We start from the raw sequence: 16,350 nt of genomic DNA, 5'->3' as shown, positions 1-16,350 counted from the left end.
ACTAGTCGTCGAACCCTTCGTCGGCGCGCTCGCGGCGCAGGTGGGCCTCGGCCCGGCGGGCGATCGGACCCTGCTCGGCGGCCAGGCCGGCATACATGGCCCGCACCTTCTCGGTCGGCTGGTTCGGCGGCAGCAGCGGCATGGCGGGGTCGGTGCGGGCGTCGATGACCACCGGGCGGTCGGCGGTCAGCGCCGTCTCCCAGGCCGCGTCCATGTCGCCGGGTGACTCGACCCGCAGGCCGCGCAGCCCGAGCAGGTCGGCATACTTCGCGTACGGCACGTCGGGCAGATCCTGCGAAGCCGCGAACCGGGGCTCGGACTCCATCTCGCGCTGCTCCCAGCTCACCTCGGCCAGGTCGCGGTTGTTCAGCACGCACACCACGAACCGCGGGTCGGCCCAGTCCCGCCAGCGCGCGGCCACGGTGACCAGCTCGGCCAGCCCGGTCATCTGCAGGCCGCCGTCCCCGCTCAGCACCACGACCGGGCTCTCCGGCGCGGCCAGCTTGGCCGCGATCCCGTACGGGACACCGCAACCCATCGACGCGAGCGTGCTCGACAGGTGAGCCGGCACGCCCGGCGGCAGCCGCAGGTGGCGGGCGTACCAGTAGACGACCGAGCCGACGTCGACGGCCACCTGCGCGTCGGCGGGCAGCCGGCCGGTCAGCGAGCGCACGACGTGCTGCGGGTTCAGCGGTTCGGCCCCGGCCGCGGCCCGCGCGGCGGCGATCTCGTGCCAGCGGGTCACCCAGTCCTCCACCCGCTTGCGCCAATCGTGGTTGCCCTTCGGCTCGACCAGGGCGGTCAGCGCGCGCACGGTCTCGGCGGCGTCGCCGATCAGCGGCACCTCGATCGGGTAGCGGACGCCGAGCCGGCGCCCGTCGATGTCGATCTGCACCGCCCGGGCCTGCCCCGGCTTGGGGTAGAACTCGGTCCACGGGTCGTTGGTGCCGACCAGCAGCAGCGTGTCGCACTCCTGCATCAGCTGGGCGCTGGCGGTCGTGCCGAGGTGGCCCATCACCCCGGTGTGGAACGGCAGGGTCTCGTCCAGCACCGGCTTGCCCAGCAGCGAGGCGGTGAGGCCGGCGCCGAGGCGGTCGGCCAGCTCGAGGATCTCGCTCCTGGCCCCGTACGCGCCCTGACCCACCATGATGGCCACCCGCTCACCGGCCGAGAGCACCTCGGCCGCCGCCCGCAGATCGGTCTCGTAGGGCACCACCCGGGCCGGGCGCAGACCGGGGCTGGTCATCATCACGCCGTGCTCCTGGGTCTGCTCGTCCGGAGCCGGAGCCGTCTGCACGTCGTGCGGCAGGATCACGCACGTCGGGCTGCGGGTGGCCAGCGCCGTCCGGAAGGCCCGGTCGATCAGCATGGGCAGCTGCTCCGGGGTGTGGGCGGTCTGCACGAACTGCGCACACACGTCACCGAACAGCCGCTGCAGGTCGATCTCCTGCTGGTAGGAGCTGCCGAGCACGCTCGACGCCTGCTGGCCGACGATCGCGACGACCGGCTTGCTGTCCAGTTTGGCGTCGTAGAGCCCGTTGAGCAGGTGCACCGCGCCCGGCCCCTGAGTGGACAGACAGACCCCGGCCCCACCGGCGTACTTGGCCTGGGCCACCGCCATGAACGCCGCGTTCTCCTCGTGCCGGGCCTGGACGAAGGCCGGCTTGCCGGCCCGCCGCAGAGCCCCGACCACGCCGTCGATGCCGTCGCCGGAATAGCCGAACACCCGCTCGACACCCCACGCCGACAGCCGCTCCACCACCAGGTCCGAGACTGTCCGCTCGTCCGCCATGCCGTGCCCCCTCCGGTTGTCGCACCGCAGGGGGCATACCCGGGGTCAGGCGCCTGATGCCTCCTTGATGAGCTCGACCAGCTTGGCCGCCTCGGGGATGGCCACGGTGTGCGAGCCGCCGGCCAGCTCGACCGTGCGGCGCGAACCGGCCCGCTCGGCCATGAAGCGGTGCGCGGCGACCGGGATGTTGAGGTCCTCGCTGCCGAACAAGAACCACGACGGGATCGACTTCCAGGCCGGGTCGCCGGACGCCTCGTTGAGCGCGCCGTCGGTGATCGGGCGCTGGGTGACGGCCCAGACGGCGGCGTCACCGGCGGACGAGTCGGCGGCGAACTGGTGGTGGTAGAGGTCCTGCTTGATGTAGAGGTCGCTGCTGCCGTCGGGCAGCTTGACCGGGTTGAGCGTCTCGCCCAGCGAGCTGCCGGGGAACTGGCCGGACAGGGCGGCGGCGCTCTCCCCCGCGTCGGCCGCGAAGGCCCCGACGTAGACCAGAGCCTTGACGTTCGGGACGCCGGTGGCGCCGTTGGTGATGAGCATGCCGCCGTACGAGTGGCCGACCAGCACGATGTCGCCCTCGATGGAGGCGAGCGTGGCGCGCAGGTAGTCGGAGTCGTACTTGACGCCGCGCAGCGGGTTGGCCACGGCCACGGCCGGGAAGCCGTCGGCCTTCAGCAGCTTGATGACGCCGTCCCAGCTGGCCGACTCGGCGAAGGCGCCGTGCACGAGGACGATGGTCGGTTTCATGTGCTCTCCCCAGGTTCGCGGATCGGTTCTCCCCAACCCTGTCCCTTCCGCGCCCGGAACGGGATACGTAACTCGACTGGTTATCGACGATCGAGCCGGGTATTCGGCCTGCGTATCACTGCGTGAGAGGAGCGCGTCATGACGAATCCATCCGGGCCGCAGGGCCTGCCGGTCGCCGCGTCGCTGGCCGGGGAGTTCGGCGAGGACACCAAAGAGGCGAGCGGGGCCGCACCGGCCGGGGCGACCGTCGGTGCCGGCGACGCCGAGGCCGACGCGGTGCGGTCGGGCGCGGACGCGGACGGCGACGCGCTGCGGGACGCCCAGCGCGACTCCGACGGCGTCCCGGTGGGCGCGGACGACGTCGAGGAGGACAAGCGGCAGTCGGGCGCCTGACCTCAGCTGACGATGGCCAGGCCGTGGTCGGTGGTGTTGAGCCGCCGGCCACCGGTCTCGGTGACGGTGACGATGTCCTCGATCCGCACGCCGAAACGGCCGGGCAGATAGATGCCCGGCTCGATCGAGAAGCACATGCCGGGCACGAGCGGCTGCTGTTCACCGCGGACCAGATAAGGGGGTTCGTGGGTGGTCAGGCCGATCCCGTGGCCGGTCCGGTGGATGAAGAACTGGCCGTATCCGGCGTCCTCGATGATGCCGCGGGCCACCCGGTCGATCTCCTGACAGGCCACCCCCGGCCGTACGGCTTCGAAGGCCGCCTGCTGGGCGGTGCGCACGATGTCGAAGACCTGCTGCTCCTCCTCCGACGGCTGTCCGACGTGGACAGTGCGCGAGGTGTCGGAGCCGTAGCCGTCCTTGAGGCCGCCGAAGTCGAGCACGACCATGTCGCCCTCGGTCAGCACGCGGTCGCCGATGTGGTGGTGCGGATCGGCCCCGTTCGGGCCCGACGCGACGATGGTGAAGTCGACCTGCTCGTGGCCGTGCTGCTGCAGCAGGTCGCTCAGCTCGGCGGCGATCCGCACCTCGGTGCGCCCTCGAAATCGTACGGAAAGAATCTGCTCGTAGGTGGCGTCGGCCGCCGCGGCCGCCGCGGCCAGCAACGCGACCTCGGCCTCGGACTTGACCGCCCGCAGCAGGGGCCGGGTGGCGGTCATCGACGTGAAGCGGACGTGCGGCGCGGCCTGCTGCAGGGCGATCAGGTGCATCGCCCACGCCGAGTCGGAGATGGCGTATGCCGGTTCCCGCAACAGTTCGGCCACCAGCGCGTACGGGTCGTCACCGTCGTGCCAGGCGACGACCTCGAGGCCGGGCAGGTCGCCGGGATGCTCCAGGGCCGGCACGACCAGCACTCTGGCCGGGAGGATGAGCATGGTCAGCCGCTCGGTCATCGGCGGGCGGAGGCCGGTGAAATAGACGAGGTCCGGGCCGGGAGTGATGAGCAGGGCGTCGTCCAGCGCTTTCATCGGCGCACCTCCAGCAGATGGCAGCCCCACGGGGGCAGGTCGACGTAGAGCCCGGCCGCGTCGAGGTCGTCGCCGTCCCGGTCGAAGACGCGGTCGTCGAGCAGATCGGTCAGGCGCCACCGGGATCCGGCCGAGGGCCAGGGCAGGCGTACGTGGGTCCGGGCTCCGCGGTCGGCGAAGTTGATGACGACGAGGTGGCGGGTGTCGCCGTCCTGCCAGGCCCAGGCGAGCACGTCGGTGGAGTCCAGGAGCTGCCAGCGGCCGGTCTTCTGGTTCTTGGCGAAGCGGTCGTAGAAGGCGCGCAGATCCTCGTCGACCGGCTCGTCGGGGAACCGGCCGAGGAAGACCGGGAGCTTGACCCGCCGGCCCTCGAACTGGCCGTCGTGCCAGAGCATCGAGCCGGGCAGGGTGGCCACGGCGACCGCGGCGGCCCGGCCCCGCGCACCGGGCAGGGCGGTGGCGGCGCGGGGCTCGTCGTGGTTCTCGATGAAGCGGATCAGCTTGTTCTGGTAGTCGAGGCCCGCCGTGAGATGGGCGCGGACGGCGGCGGCGTCCTCGTGGGCGAGACGGTCGTAGAGTCGCTTGTCGTAGCAGAGGTCGAAGCCCTGCCGCTGGAGCTCCCATTCGGTGTCCCAGTAGGCCTCGGCGATGAACAGGAAGTCGCTGCGCAACTGCGAGATGATCTGGGGCCAGAACTCGTGGGCCGGGCGCGGGCCGGCGCGGTCGCCCCAGGTGCGGGCGAAGATCTCGGTGAAGACCAGCATGGCCATGTCACAGCGGACACCGTCGCACTGCTCGGCGATGCGCCGCAGGGTCGTCAGGGTGGCCTCGCGCAGGCCCGGGTGGAAGGCGTTGAGCTGGGCGACATCGGGCCAGGGCGGAAAGTACGGGTCGCGGCCGCGGGCGATGACCCGGTCGCCGGAGCGGAACCAGCTGCCCGGGTCCTTCGCGAGGTCGTCGAGGGTGCCGTTGATGAACCAGTCCGGGTTCGCGGTGACCGCGGGATGGTCGGGGGCCACGTGGTTGGGGACGTAGTCGAGGATCAGCTTGAGTCCTCGGGCGTTGAGCTCGGCCCGGGCCCGGGCGAGCCCCTTGGCTCCGCCCAGATGCTCGTCCACTTCGTAGCGGCGGATGCAGTACGGCGAACCGACGACGTCTTTGTCGGAGAAGTCGGGCAGGGCGGCGCGGAAATCCTGGTTGAGGCCCTCGTTGTCCAGGGCGATGGCGCGGCCGGCCGGGCTGCGTTCCCAGACGCCCATGAGCCAGACCGCGTCGAAGCCGACCAGCTCGTCCCACGTCTCGGCCGGCACGTCGGCCAGGCTGTGCACGCCGAGCCGGGCGAGCCAGGGCCAGGTGTTGATCTCGTAGACCGACGTCATGTCCGGTGTCTCTCTCGATAGGCGGCGACCGCGTCGTCCAGGGTCGGATAGAAGTGCTCCGGGTCGATCGTGCGGGTGAGCTCGTACCGGTCGATCTTCTCCTTGACCGGGTGCTTCAGCTCGGCGAACACCAGGGAGATGCCCTTCGCGTTGAGTTCCTCGTCGAGTTCCTCGAGCATGTCGGCGGCCGTGGTGTCGACGTCGGTGATCGGCTCGGCGGCGACGACGATCCACCGGGGCCGTCGCTGGGCCAGGCGACGGACCTCCTCGCGGAACGTGCGCGCGTTGGCGAAGATGAGCGGCGCGTCGAACCGCCAGATGACCAGGCCGTCCAGCTGGGTGGCATCGGGATACTGGTTCAGGTCGTGGTAGCCGTCGACGCCGTCCGGCTTCCCGAGCACCGTGCGGTAGGGCCACCAGGCGCGGCGGAAGACGTTGAGCACCGAGAGGGCCACGGCGACCGCGATGCCCGGCAGCACGCCGAACACCGCCACCCCGACGAAGGCGGCCAGGGCGAGCGCGAACTCGACGCGGCGCTGCCGCCAGAGCCGCACCATGCCGGCCACGTCGAGCAGCCCGATCGAGGCGGCGATGACCACCGCGGCCAGCATGGGTTGCGGCATGTCCTGGAGCAGCCCCGGCACCAGCAGGAGCATCAGCGTGATGGCGACCGCCCCGACGAGCCCGGTGACCTGCGACTTGGCCCCGGCGGTGGCCGCGACCGCGGTGCGCGACCCGCTGGTGCTGACCGGGAAGCCCTGGAAGAGCCCGGCCGCGAGGTTGGCCGCCCCGATGCCGGCCATCTCCTGGTTGCCGCGCACCTCCTGCCCCGCGCGGGCGGCGAAGGTCGAGGCCGTGGAGATGGTGTCGGTGACCGAGACGAGCGTGATGCCGACCGCGGCCGCGGCCAGCACGCCCAGCTCCTGGAGGGTGACGAGCGGGATGGTGAAGGGCGGGAAGCCCTGCGGGAGAGGCCCCACGACGGCGACGTCGTCGAGGTCGAGCAGGGTGACCGCCGCGATGGCGCCGACCACCGCGACCAAGATGCCCGGCACCCGGGGCAGCACCCTCTGCAATCCCAGGATCACGGCGAGTCCCCCGGCGCCGATGGCCACCGCGGCCGGCACGGTGCCGCCCAGCCCGGTGACGAAACCGGTGATGTCGTCGAACAGGCCCTCACCCTCGACCGGGAAGCCGAACAACTTGGGCAGCTGGGAGAAGAAAATGGTGACGGCGAGACCGTTGATGTAACCCAGTTGGGTGGGATGAGACAACAGATCGGCGACAAAACCGAGCTTGGCCACGGCCGCCACGGTCATGAACAGCCCCACCAGCAACGCCAGCACCGACGCCAGCGCCACCGCTTTGCCGGGGTCGCCGCCGGCCAGCACGATCGGCACGACGACGGCCGCGATCATCGGGCCGAGCGAGGAATCGGGGCCCAGCACCAGCACCCGGGAGGGGCCGAAGATCGCATAGGCCACCAGGCAGAGGATCGAGGTGTAGAGGCCGGTGATGGGCGGGAGGCCCGCCAGTTCGGCGTAGGCCATGCCCTGGGGCACCAGCAGCGTGGTGAGCACCAGACCGGCCACCAGGTCTTTGGGCAGCCACTCGGCCCGGTAGGACGCGGCGGCTTGAATCCCGGGGACCCACTGAGCACCGCGCACGCTGTCACCGTAGTTGGTCAACGAGCCGCCCGGTGGACGTCGCCCGGGTCGCCAGGACGCTGGGTCCCGGCATGTCCCGGGGAGAGTGGCACTACAGTCGCTACGGTGGACCATCAACGAGCCATCGTTCGGCTCCCTTACGTGAAAAGCCGGCCCGTGCGGGTCGGCACCGTGCTCGACCAGGACGGCGACCTCTACCGGGTCAAGTGGGACGACAGCGCGGAGGAGGAAGTCCACCTCGGCGACTACGAGCAGGTCACCCCCCGCGGGTCGTTGCTGTTCCAGTCGCTGGTGGAGCCGGACGAGCTCCGGGCTGCCTTCGACCGTGACCCGAGCGCCGTGGTGATCCGGGCCCTCCAGGAGTCGGCGACCCCGATGACCGGCAAAGACCTGAAGGAAACCCTGACCCGCCTCGGCATCGACGACAAGAACTACCGAGCGGCCTGGACGTCGATCCGCAAGGTGCTGATGAACGACGACCGCGTGACGGTCGAGGGCACCGGCGCCGGAACAACGTTCACGTCAGGCGGCGAAACCGCCCAAAGCAACCCGGACGACTGACATCCCACCCGGCAGCCCGGCACCCTAGCCGGTCCGGCTGCCGGGTCGGTGAAACAGGCGTTCCTTCACCGTGCCCTCATACGCCGCCGGCGACCGTGCCGTGCGGCGCTTCACCACGTCGGGGGCAGCCTCCAGGAGCTGCGTCCGGGCTCATTCCCAGACCAGGACCCACCACTGCCAGTCGGGTGGGGCGGGGGGCCAGGCGGGGTCGGGGCGCCAGCCTGATGGCGGTGTCCAGCCGTCGGGTGGGGTGGGCCAGTCCGGTGGGATGGCGAAACGGACGCCGGTGGGTGGTGGTGGGACAGGGGCGTGCTCTTGGGGTGTTTCTGGGGGGCGGTCGCCCAGCCAGGTGTCGGGTAGTTCGTGGGCCCGTACGACGTACAGGATGACCTCGGCCTTGATGCGGTTGCCTTTGACTATGGCGCGGGCCGCGGTGGTCAGGCCCTGCTCGGCCAGGTGGTGGATGGCGGGGAGGAGCTCGCTGCTCATCTTCGGGGTGAGCCGGCCGACTCGTACGCCGTCCATGCGCACCTCGACCAGGGTGCGGGCAGCCCGCTCAGCGATCTCGTGCAGGGTGACGTGGGCCCAGCATTCGCCCTCGGGGCGCAGGAACGGGGTCAGCTCGGCCAGGTGCTTGTCCTCGCCGGTGACCTGGATCGCGTTCCCGGAGGGCAGCAGGCAGTGGCTCTCGCTCGGCGGCAGGTTGGCCGGGACGATCAGGTGGGGCTCGGCGAGGTCCAGACGTACGGAGCCGCGGAACGCCGCCCCTCGGCCGTCGAAGTCGTCCCACTCGGCGCCCCACACCCGGGCGGTCACCTGCGGAGCCCAGCCGCCGGTCAGGAGCTGGATGAGGACGGGGTAGTAGCGGGCCGCGTCCGTCCGGGACAGGTGGCCGACCTGGTCGCCGTCGATCCACACGCCGACGGCGTAAGGGTCGTGCGGGTTGCCCGATTCGGGCATCAGGACGGCCGGGCGCATGACTTCCGAGCCGTCGGGCTTGAAGTCCTTGCCGAAGAGGGACCGGATGGCCCGCCCGTAATGCGACTCCCCGACAACCTCGGCATGCGGGTAGCCGCGCTGCCCCCACAACTCGAACGCGATGGCCATCAGCAGACCGTAGGGGCTTCAAATACCCCGCGGTGTGGTCACTTCGGACGGCTCGGACAACCGATCATCCGAGGATAGTTAACCTGCGACATCGACGTGCGAGCGGCGCGTCGTAGCCACCCAAGATTCGGGCCGCTAAAGTGCAGGCAGTCCGTATGCGGTCCGACAGGCTTCCGAACGCAGGATATGCCTCCCATCCGCACGATCAATTCGTGCTGCCCGGGGGCATCTCTTCATGTCGGCATTTCGCGTTTCCGCGGCCGCCCTTCTTCGTCTCGTCACCGAAGGAACCCTGGTTGACCGGCTGTCCGAGCAACTTCGGATGAGCGGCCATGGCGTCGGACCCTCCGAACGCAGGTCATGGGAGCGGAGCCTCTCCATACTCGCGCAGGACCTGGCGGACGCCGGTCTGCACGACGTCGAGGTGCTTCTGGAGTATCAGCTCCCACTGACCAGCCGCCGTGTGGATGTCGTCCTCGCGGGCTCGCACCCCAAAACCGGCGACGACTCTTTCGTCGTCGTCGAACTCAAGCAGTGGTCGGCCGCCGGGCGGTACGAGGACAGCGACGAGCTGGTCAACGTCGCCCACACCGCCGGGCCGCGACTGCATCCTGGCCTTCAAGTGGCCGAATATTGCGACTACATAGTAGATTTCCTTGGCCTTTTCGTCGACCACCAGGATGCCGTACGCGGTGCGGTCTATCTCCACAACGCGGTCGACCGAGACGTCCAGGAACTCTTTGAGCGCCCGGCGGACGAACGGAGCCGCATCTTCACAAAAGAGCGCCGCGGCGCATTCCTGGCTTATCTGAGGGCATTGCTCGACGTCCGAGAGCCAGGCGCTGCGGCCGCCGATCGTTTCTTGAAGAGCGCTGTGCGGCCAAGCCGGCAGCTGTTGGCCTATGCGGCTCGTGAGCTCAACGAAGGGTCTTTCTTCACGCTCCTGGACGAGCAGCGGCTCGCGTACGAGCTGGTCCTGCATGCTGTTGAACGGGCCAGGCGAGGAGACCACAAGAGCGTCGTTGTGGTCTCCGGCGGGCCCGGGAGCGGCAAAAGCGTGATCGCGCTCAGCCTTCTCAGTGAGCTAGCTCGCCGAGGCGAGTCAGTTTTACACGCAACTGGCTCCAGGTCTTTCACAATGACCTTGCGGAAGTATGCGGGAAAAGGTTCCGGCCGCACCCAGAAACTGTTCCAGTACTTCAACAGCTTTACCAGCACTGACCGCAACGGAATCGAGGTACTGATTTGCGACGAAGCCCATCGCATCCGGGAGACGTCCGTGAATCAGTGGACCAGGAAGGAAGTTCGACAAGCAGCACGTCCGCAGGTCGATGAACTGCTGTCGGCAGCCCGCGTACCTGTGTTCCTCCTCGACGATCACCAGGTTGTCCGGCCGGGCGAGCAGGGCAACGTAGAAATCATCACGGCTCACGCCCGGGCAATGGACCTCGAGGTCAGTCTGGTGTCACTGCACGACCAGTTCCGGTGCGGTGGCAGTGAGGCTTACGGGGAGTGGGTGCTGGACCTGCTCAGTCTTGAGAACGGTCGCCCGTCCGTGTGGGAGGGCGACGGTCGGGTCGACTTGCGCGTGGCGCAGTCGCCGCAAGAGATGGAGGCCTTCCTCTTCGCCAAGCAGTCGATGGGCGAGAACGCGCGGATCACAGCGGGATACTGCTGGCCCTGGAGCGATCCACACGAGGATGGCACATTGGTCGAAGATGTGACGATCGGCGACTGGTCGCGACCGTGGAACGTCCGTGGCGATCGTAGTGTCGGCGGCGCACCGGGCAGTCCGTTCTGGGCTACGGATCCGAACGGCTTCGGGCAAGTGGGTTGTGTCTACACCGCTCAAGGCTTCGAGTACGAATGGTCAGGCGTCATCATCGGCCCTGACCTCGTGGCACGGGACGGACAGCTCGTGACCAACCGCGCCGAGTCCAAGGATCCTAAATTTCGTAGCACCAAGACCGTAAGTGATGAGGCCGCCGACAGGCTCATCCGCAACACCTACAAGGTGCTTCTCACCCGAGGGATGCGCGGCACCATCCTCTACTCCACCGACCCCGAGACGCGCCGATTCCTGTCTGATTTGATCCGGGTGCAGCGCGGCCTGGAGACGGTCTACGAGCCGGCCGAGGATTGATTCAGACCACGGAGACGAATCGGGTCGGTTCCTCGATGACGCGCCGAGCCCCATCAAGGTCGGCGAGGCGGGCGGCCAGAGTGGCGACCGCAAGGCGCTCCGGCAGAGCCTCGCTGAACTTCAGCCCGTCCAGCGCCTTCTTGTTGACTTCGGGCAAGCACAGGCGGGATTCCGCATCGGCGATGAGTTCGCGCCACGCTGCAGGCGTCAGGTCCTCGCGAAGCCGGATGTATTGGTCGTTGAACCGATGGCCAGGGTCGGTGACCTCGCTCAACGTTGCCGTCAAGGTGGCATTGGCCCGGAACCCGGCCCACGTCCACCATTTCAGGTCACCGTCGTCGGCTCGCATGATGACGTTCCCACCGGGATGCACCAACGACGAGCACTTCTCACGCTGATCGGCGAGCTGGTCGACGGCACGCCGGGTCAGCTTGACCGGCGGGTCCGCGCCGAGCAGGACCTCCCGCATCGCCCTGGTCAGCTCGAGGCTCGTACCCGCGAAGCCGGTGTTCGTCCATCGCGCTCGCCCGCCGGACTCGACCGGCTCGACGAAGCAGCGGCGCCGCTTCCAGTCGATGTAGGTGACCTGCCAGCTCCGCCCCGACAGCAGCAGTCGGCGAGGGCCCTGCACCTCTTCGACCAGCAGGTAGGGGTCGACCTTGCCGATCTCGTTGCGGCCGGCCAGCACCGTGAACTCCGGGACACCCAGGAACACGGCTGTCATGCCCATGAAATGCCGCTGCCCGAAACGCTTCTCCGCTTCCGGTCCGATGAAGTACATGCCGCCATCGCTGTCGAGGTATCCCTTGCGGGCGAGATGACGGACGATCGGTTCTGCCCCGCGGTCGAACGGTGCCAGCCCGTTCCACCACTCCGGGTGGGGCGCAGTTCGTCGTACGGGAGTTGCCGGCGACCCAGCAGGTGGTCGCCGGCCACGGCAAGCGCCTCGGCGGGGTCGCCGGCGGCGGCCAGGAGGCTGCGCCAGAGGCGGTCCTCGTCGGCTACCGCGGGGAGTTTGCCCTGGTCGGCCAGCCAGCGTTCGACGTCGTCGAGGTCGAACTGGGGGCTGGCGGCGGTGCCACCGATCGGGGTGGGGAACGTGTCGTACCGCTTGCGCCAGTTGCTGACGGCGGCCCGGCCGACTCCGGCCAGGCGGGCGATGTCGGCCGCGGTGACTCTCGCTCTCTGCTGCACGGGGGCAGTGTACACATATGCCTTGCCTGATGTCTGTTGATATAGTTGTCGCACACTGCTTCTATAAACGGCGTCGCGGTACACGGATCCTGTGTACACAACCCTTCGCCTCCGTGGAGTTCCCATGACCTACCCGCAGCCTGTCCTCGTCCCCGCCAAGCGCCGCAAGTTGCCCTGGATCGCCGGCGGGGTCGCGGTGCTCGCACTCCTCGCCTGCGGCGTCGACACCAGCAGCGCCGAGGGCGGCAGCACGCAGGCGCCGGCCGAGGAGACGGCTCCCGCGGCGAAGAAGGCCTCGACGCCGGGGCTGAACAAGCCGGCCAAGGACGGCGACTTCCAGTTCACCGTCACCGGCCTCAAGTGCGGCGTGGCCAAGGTCGGCTCGCAGTACGTCAACAAGAAGGCGCAGGGGCAGTTCTGCCTGGTCAGCCTTCAGATCAAGAACATCGGCAAGGAGGCTCAGACCATGGTCGACTCGGTGCAGAAGGCGTTCGACGCCAAGGGGACCGAGTTCTCGGTGGACTCGTCGGCCGCCCTCTATGCCAACGAGGACCAGCAGGTCTTCTTCGAGGAGATCAACCCGGGCAACACCGTCAAGGGCAAGCTCGTCTTCGACGTCCCGAAGGGCACCAAGCTCACCACCGTCGAGCTCCACGACTCCCTCTTCTCCGGCGGCGTCAAGGTGGCCCTCAAATGACCACCCAGCTGGAACGCCAGGAGCCCGGCCTGCACGTGCTGGCCGAGTGGACCGCTGACGAGGACGAGCCGCAGCGGCTGGTCATCGCGGCGCGGCGCGTCAACCGTGACAGCTTGCGGCGCGCGGCGCGGCATCTCGGCGACATGACCAACGAGCACGGCGGCACGGCCACCGTCGGGGCCCGGCCGGTGATGGTGCGGCGGTATGCCGAGGATCAGCTCGCCTTGCTGCCGGAGGACGGGAACGCGTACCACCGCGGTCTGCTCGACATCCGGGACGACCTCGCCGCCCGCGGTGTCCAGGACACCGACCGGGTGCTGGCCGGCGCCATGCGTGTGCCGGTGGAGACCCTGCGGGCCTGCTTGCGGGTCGCCGAGCAGCGGCTTGGGCGCTGACTGCTTCAGTAGCCGGCGTCGTCCAGGGCCTTGGTGGCCAGGTCCCGGCCCAGGGTTACCAGGTCGGCTGCTCGGTGGAAGTCGAGGATGCCGCTGGCGCTGACCGGGACGGCGATGTGGATGTCGGGTGGGAGGCCGGCCATCCGGTAGCGGGCGATCAGGTCCTGCATCGCGTCGAGGGAGAGGCCGAGGACGGTGCCGATGCGCAGGTCCTCCGGGAGCGCGGGCGCCTTGGGGCCTCGGGTGTGCAGCACCTGGCGCAGGCGGCCGCGCCACTCCTCGACCCATTGCGGGGCCGCGGCGGCTCGTACGGGGCTGGCGGGCTCCTGCGCCGGGCGGGGCGCCTGCAGGGAGACGGCAATGGTCAGGTCGGCACCGGAGGCGGCGGTCGGCTCGATCGGGACGGGGTTGAGCAGGCCGCCGTCGGCCAGCAGGCGGCCGTCGACCACGACCGGGGTGATGACGCCGGGGATGGCGATGGAGGCTCTGATCGCCGTGCGGAGCAGGCCTTTCTGAAACCAGATCTCGCGGCGGGCCTCGATGTCGGTGGCGACCGCGGTGTACGGGATCGGCAGGTTCTCGATCTCGATGTCGGTCAGGAATTCGTTCAGGTGGTTGATCAGGCGGTCGGCGCCCATCGCCCCGGCGGCGGCCCACTTGGGGTCGATCAGGCGCAGGACGTCGCGTTGTTTGAGGGCCACCGCCCAGTCCTTGAACGCCTTCAGCCGGCCGGCCGCCATCACCCCGCCGACCAGGGCGCCCATCGACGAGCCGGCCACCGCGGAGACGGTGAAGCCGCGTTCCTCGAGCACCTCGATGACGCCGATGTGGGCGAACCCTCTCGCCCCACCGGAACCCAGCGCCAACGCCACCGACCGTGACATCCTGCCGATGCTAACGGAGCCGGAAGGGGTCCGGCCCCGTTCGCGTCGACGGTCACACCGGCAGGCGCTCGCCGAAGATCAGGCCGTTCTCGTCGTGGTCGATCACCACCGGGCGGCCGGGGCGCAGGTCGTTGAACAGGATCTTCTCGGCCAGGGCGTCCTCGATCTCGCGCTGGATGGTGCGGCGCAGCGGCCTCGCCCCCATCGCCGGGTCAAAGCCTTTCCGGGCCAGGTAGGCGCGGGCCGCGTCGGTCAGTTCCAGCTCGATGTCCTTGTTGCGCAGTTGCCCCTGGATGCGGGCCATCAGCACGTCGACGATCCGGAGCACTTCGTCCTCGGTCAATGCGGGGAAGACGATCGTCTCGTCGATGCGGTTGAGGAATTCGGGCCGGAACTGATCCTTGAGAGCCTCGGCCACCCGGCTGGTTCGAGTGGCATTGAAGCCGATCGGTGCCGACGAACCCGTGCCCAGATTGGTCGTCATGATGATGACCGTGTTCTTGAAGTCGACCACCCGGCCTTGACCGTCGGTCAGGCGACCGTCCTCGAGGATCTGCAGCAGCGTGTTGAAGACATCGGCATGCGCCTTCTCGATCTCGTCGAACAGCACGACCGAGAACGGCTTGCGGCGCACTTTCTCGGTGAGCTGGCCGCCGTCGTCGTGGCCGACATATCCGGGCGGGGCACCGACCAATCGGGACACCGTGTGGGTCTCCTGGAACTCCGACATGTCCAGCTGGATCAGCGCGTCCTCCGAGCCGAACAGGAAGGCGGCCAGCGCCCGGGCGAGTGATGTCTTTCCCACGCCACTCGGGCCGGCGAAGATGAACGAGCCGGCGGGCCGCCGAGGATCTTTCAGACCGGCCCGCGTACGGCGGATCGCGCGCGACACCGCGGCCACCGCCGCGTCCTGGCCGACGACCTTCTTGTGCAGCTCCGCCTCCATGCCCAGCAACCGAATCGTCTCCTCCTCGGTCAGCTGATAGACCGGAATGCCGGTCCAGTTGGCCAGCACCTCGGCGATCTGCTCATCCCCCACTTCGAGCGTCGCGGTCTCCTTGTCACCGTCGGCCAGAGGCAACTGCTGAATGCGCAGGCGCGCGCCGGCTTCGTCGATCAGGTCGATCGCCTTGTCGGGCAGGAAACGGTCGGCGACGTACCGGTCGGCCAGCGTCACCGCCGCACTCAGGGCACTGTCGCTGTAGGTCACCCGGTGGTGGGCCTCGTATTTGTCGCGCAGGCCTTTCAGGATGTCGATCGTCTGAGCGTGGGTGGGTTCCTCGATCGGCACGGGCTGGAAACGGCGGGCCAGCGCGGCATCCTTCTCGAAGTACTTGCGGTACTCGCTGGTCGTGGTGGCGCCGATCGTCTGCAGTTCGCCCCGGGCCAGCATCGGCTTGAGAATGCTGGCGGCGTCGATCGCGCCCTCGGCGGCACCGGCCCCGACCAGTTGATGGATCTCGTCGATGAACAGGATGATGTCGCCCCGGGTGCGGCATTCCCGGACGACCTTCTTGAGGCGTTCCTCGAAGTCGCCGCGATAGCGTGATCCGGCGACCAGGTCGCTCATGTTGAGGGTGTAGAGCTGTTTGCCGGTCAGGGATTCCGGCACTTCGTCCCGGACGATCCGCTGCGCGAGCCCGTCGACGACCGCGGTCTTGCCGACACCCGGATCCCCGAGCAGCACCGGGTTGTTCTTCATCCGGCAGGAAAGGACCACCATGACCCGTTCGATCTCGCTGTCCCGGCCGATGACCGGGTCGAGTTTTCCGTCCCGGGCGCGCTGAGTGAGATTGTCCCCGTATTGGTCGAGCAGCGTCGAGGCGGAGGCGGCGGCAACAGTGACCGGCGCGGGGGAAGAAGGGGTGCCCGACAGCAGGGTGAGCACTTCTCGGCGTACGCGGGAAGGGTCTGCTCCCAGCACCTGCAACGCGACCCCTTCGCCCTCCCGGATCAATCCGAGCAGGAGGTGCTCGGTGCCGATGTAGTTGTGGCCGATCTGCAGGGCTTCGCGCAATGACAGTTCGAGCGCCTTCTTGGCCCGGGGCGTGAACGGCATGTGCCCGCTCGGCGAGGATGCGCCCAGGCCGACCTGGTCCTCGACCTTCAGCCGTACGCCGGAAAGGGTGACCCCCACCCCCAGCAGAGCCCTCGCGGCAATGCCTTCGCCCTCGTGCAGAAGGCCGAGCAGAAGGTGCTCGGTGCCGATATAGCTGTGGTTGAGCAGCCGGGCTTCTTCCTGAGCCAGGACCACTACGCGGCGGGCCCGGTCGGTGAACCGTTCGAACACGACAATCACGTCCTCAGGGCAAGGCCCCACGCACCTCACCGATAGACGCGCGTCATCGCGTGTGGGTGAGATGCGCTGA

The 16,350-nt window shown here is 68.9% G+C and carries 15 protein-coding genes; 5 read left to right on the top strand and 10 right to left on the bottom strand.

What is annotated here, in order from left to right; all coding sequences use genetic code 11:
- Nucleotide 1 precedes the first annotated feature (1 nt).
- Both NAG42_RS27030 and NAG42_RS27025 read right to left on the bottom strand, forming a co-directional pair.
- Nucleotides 2-1,792 (bottom strand): thiamine pyrophosphate-requiring protein, encoded by a 1,791-nt coding sequence (locus NAG42_RS27030; RefSeq protein WP_250034358.1) that lies wholly within the window; start codon nt 1,790-1,792, stop codon nt 2-4.
- Between the two features lie 45 nt (nt 1,793-1,837).
- On the bottom strand, nt 1,838-2,536 hold the full coding sequence (locus NAG42_RS27025; RefSeq protein ID WP_250034356.1) for an alpha/beta fold hydrolase: 699 nt from the start codon (nt 2,534-2,536) through the stop codon (nt 1,838-1,840).
- 138 nt (nt 2,537-2,674) lie between these two features.
- Between NAG42_RS27025 and NAG42_RS27020 the strand changes: the two genes are divergently transcribed.
- On the top strand, nt 2,675-2,929 hold the full coding sequence (locus NAG42_RS27020; protein ID WP_250034354.1) for a hypothetical protein: 255 nt from the start codon (nt 2,675-2,677) through the stop codon (nt 2,927-2,929).
- Nucleotides 2,930-2,931: 2 nt separating this feature from the next.
- On the opposite strand, the gene NAG42_RS27015 is transcribed toward NAG42_RS27020, so the two are convergent.
- The 3 genes from NAG42_RS27015 to NAG42_RS27005 are packed head-to-tail and all read right to left on the bottom strand — an operon-like array spanning nt 2,932 to nt 7,000.
- The gene (locus NAG42_RS27015) at nt 2,932-3,954 is read right to left on the bottom strand and encodes an aminopeptidase P family protein (protein ID WP_250034352.1); all 1,023 of its coding nucleotides are present in this window, start codon (nt 3,952-3,954) and stop codon (nt 2,932-2,934) included.
- Nucleotides 3,951-5,333 carry an alpha-amylase family glycosyl hydrolase gene (locus tag NAG42_RS27010; protein WP_250034350.1) on the bottom strand — a complete coding sequence of 461 codons (1,383 nt, stop codon included), beginning with the start codon at nt 5,331-5,333 and terminating at the stop codon, nt 3,951-3,953. The genes NAG42_RS27015 and NAG42_RS27010 overlap by 4 nt, the downstream gene beginning before the upstream one ends.
- Complete coding sequence (locus NAG42_RS27005; RefSeq protein WP_250034341.1) at nt 5,330-7,000, bottom strand: SulP family inorganic anion transporter; 1,671 nt, start codon at nt 6,998-7,000, stop codon at nt 5,330-5,332. The genes NAG42_RS27010 and NAG42_RS27005 overlap by 4 nt, the downstream gene beginning before the upstream one ends.
- A 141-nt stretch (nt 7,001-7,141) precedes the next feature.
- On the opposite strand from NAG42_RS27005, the gene NAG42_RS27000 reads away from it, so the two are divergent.
- Nucleotides 7,142-7,561 (top strand): hypothetical protein, encoded by a 420-nt coding sequence (locus tag NAG42_RS27000; RefSeq protein WP_250034339.1) that lies wholly within the window; start codon nt 7,142-7,144, stop codon nt 7,559-7,561.
- 150 nt (nt 7,562-7,711) lie between these two features.
- Here the strand turns inward: NAG42_RS27000 and NAG42_RS26995 are convergent, their stop codons facing one another.
- Complete coding sequence (locus NAG42_RS26995) at nt 7,712-8,668, bottom strand: hypothetical protein (protein WP_250034337.1); 957 nt, start codon at nt 8,666-8,668, stop codon at nt 7,712-7,714.
- A gap of 235 nt (nt 8,669-8,903) precedes the next feature.
- On the opposite strand from NAG42_RS26995, the gene NAG42_RS26990 reads away from it, so the two are divergent.
- Nucleotides 8,904-10,811: a DUF2075 domain-containing protein gene (locus tag NAG42_RS26990; RefSeq protein ID WP_250034336.1), complete on the top strand. Its 1,908-nt coding sequence runs from the start codon at nt 8,904-8,906 to the stop codon at nt 10,809-10,811.
- Between the two features lies 1 nt (nt 10,812).
- Here NAG42_RS26990 and NAG42_RS26985 read toward each other — a convergent pair whose 3' ends face one another.
- Together NAG42_RS26985 and NAG42_RS26980 are read right to left on the bottom strand one after the other, a co-directional pair.
- Entirely contained in the window at nt 10,813-11,535 is a 723-nt protein-coding gene (locus NAG42_RS26985; RefSeq protein ID WP_250034334.1) for a hypothetical protein, read from the bottom strand.
- On the bottom strand, nt 11,532-12,005 hold the full coding sequence (locus tag NAG42_RS26980) for a helix-turn-helix transcriptional regulator (protein WP_250034332.1): 474 nt from the start codon (nt 12,003-12,005) through the stop codon (nt 11,532-11,534). The genes NAG42_RS26985 and NAG42_RS26980 overlap by 4 nt, the downstream gene beginning before the upstream one ends.
- A 124-nt stretch (nt 12,006-12,129) precedes the next feature.
- Between NAG42_RS26980 and NAG42_RS26975 the strand changes: the two genes are divergently transcribed.
- On the top strand, nt 12,130-12,702 hold the full coding sequence (locus NAG42_RS26975; protein ID WP_250034331.1) for a DUF4352 domain-containing protein: 573 nt from the start codon (nt 12,130-12,132) through the stop codon (nt 12,700-12,702).
- Complete coding sequence (locus NAG42_RS26970; RefSeq protein ID WP_250034321.1) at nt 12,699-13,097, top strand: hypothetical protein; 399 nt, start codon at nt 12,699-12,701, stop codon at nt 13,095-13,097. The genes NAG42_RS26975 and NAG42_RS26970 overlap by 4 nt, the downstream gene beginning before the upstream one ends.
- A gap of 5 nt (nt 13,098-13,102) precedes the next feature.
- On the opposite strand, the gene NAG42_RS26965 is transcribed toward NAG42_RS26970, so the two are convergent.
- Both NAG42_RS26965 and NAG42_RS26960 read right to left on the bottom strand, forming a co-directional pair.
- Nucleotides 13,103-13,981 carry a patatin-like phospholipase family protein gene (locus NAG42_RS26965; RefSeq protein WP_250034320.1) on the bottom strand — a complete coding sequence of 293 codons (879 nt, stop codon included), beginning with the start codon at nt 13,979-13,981 and terminating at the stop codon, nt 13,103-13,105.
- A 52-nt stretch (nt 13,982-14,033) separates the two neighbouring features.
- On the bottom strand, nt 14,034-16,271 hold the full coding sequence (locus NAG42_RS26960; protein ID WP_250034548.1) for an ATP-dependent Clp protease ATP-binding subunit: 2,238 nt from the start codon (nt 16,269-16,271) through the stop codon (nt 14,034-14,036).
- Nucleotides 16,272-16,350: the final 79 nt, after the last annotated feature.

This window comes from Paractinoplanes maris, from assembly GCF_023544465.1.
GTDB lineage: Bacteria > Actinomycetota > Actinomycetes > Mycobacteriales > Micromonosporaceae > Actinoplanes > Actinoplanes maris.
Note: the sequence above shows the minus strand (reverse complement) of the source record. Positions and strands in the feature narration are given on the sequence as shown.

What these genes read in the sequence shown, in the direction of transcription:
- NAG42_RS26990 (WP_250034336.1), top strand. Translation starts at nt 8,904, where the DNA reads ATGTCGGCATTTCGCGTTTCCGCGGCCGCCCTTCTTCGTCTCGTCACC.
- NAG42_RS26975 (WP_250034331.1), top strand. Translation starts at nt 12,130, where the DNA reads ATGACCTACCCGCAGCCTGTCCTCGTCCCCGCCAAGCGCCGCAAGTTG.
- NAG42_RS26970 (WP_250034321.1), top strand. Translation starts at nt 12,699, where the DNA reads ATGACCACCCAGCTGGAACGCCAGGAGCCCGGCCTGCACGTGCTGGCC.
- NAG42_RS27020 (WP_250034354.1), top strand. Translation starts at nt 2,675, where the DNA reads ATGACGAATCCATCCGGGCCGCAGGGCCTGCCGGTCGCCGCGTCGCTG.
- NAG42_RS27025 (WP_250034356.1), bottom strand. Translation starts at nt 2,536, where the DNA reads ATGAAACCGACCATCGTCCTCGTGCACGGCGCCTTCGCCGAGTCGGCC.
- NAG42_RS27030 (WP_250034358.1), bottom strand. Translation starts at nt 1,792, where the DNA reads ATGGCGGACGAGCGGACAGTCTCGGACCTGGTGGTGGAGCGGCTGTCG.
- NAG42_RS26995 (WP_250034337.1), bottom strand. Translation starts at nt 8,668, where the DNA reads ATGGCCATCGCGTTCGAGTTGTGGGGGCAGCGCGGCTACCCGCATGCC.
- NAG42_RS27010 (WP_250034350.1), bottom strand. Translation starts at nt 5,333, where the DNA reads ATGACGTCGGTCTACGAGATCAACACCTGGCCCTGGCTCGCCCGGCTC.
- NAG42_RS26985 (WP_250034334.1), bottom strand. Translation starts at nt 11,535, where the DNA reads ATGACAGCCGTGTTCCTGGGTGTCCCGGAGTTCACGGTGCTGGCCGGC.
- NAG42_RS27015 (WP_250034352.1), bottom strand. Translation starts at nt 3,954, where the DNA reads ATGAAAGCGCTGGACGACGCCCTGCTCATCACTCCCGGCCCGGACCTC.
- NAG42_RS26965 (WP_250034320.1), bottom strand. Translation starts at nt 13,981, where the DNA reads ATGTCACGGTCGGTGGCGTTGGCGCTGGGTTCCGGTGGGGCGAGAGGG.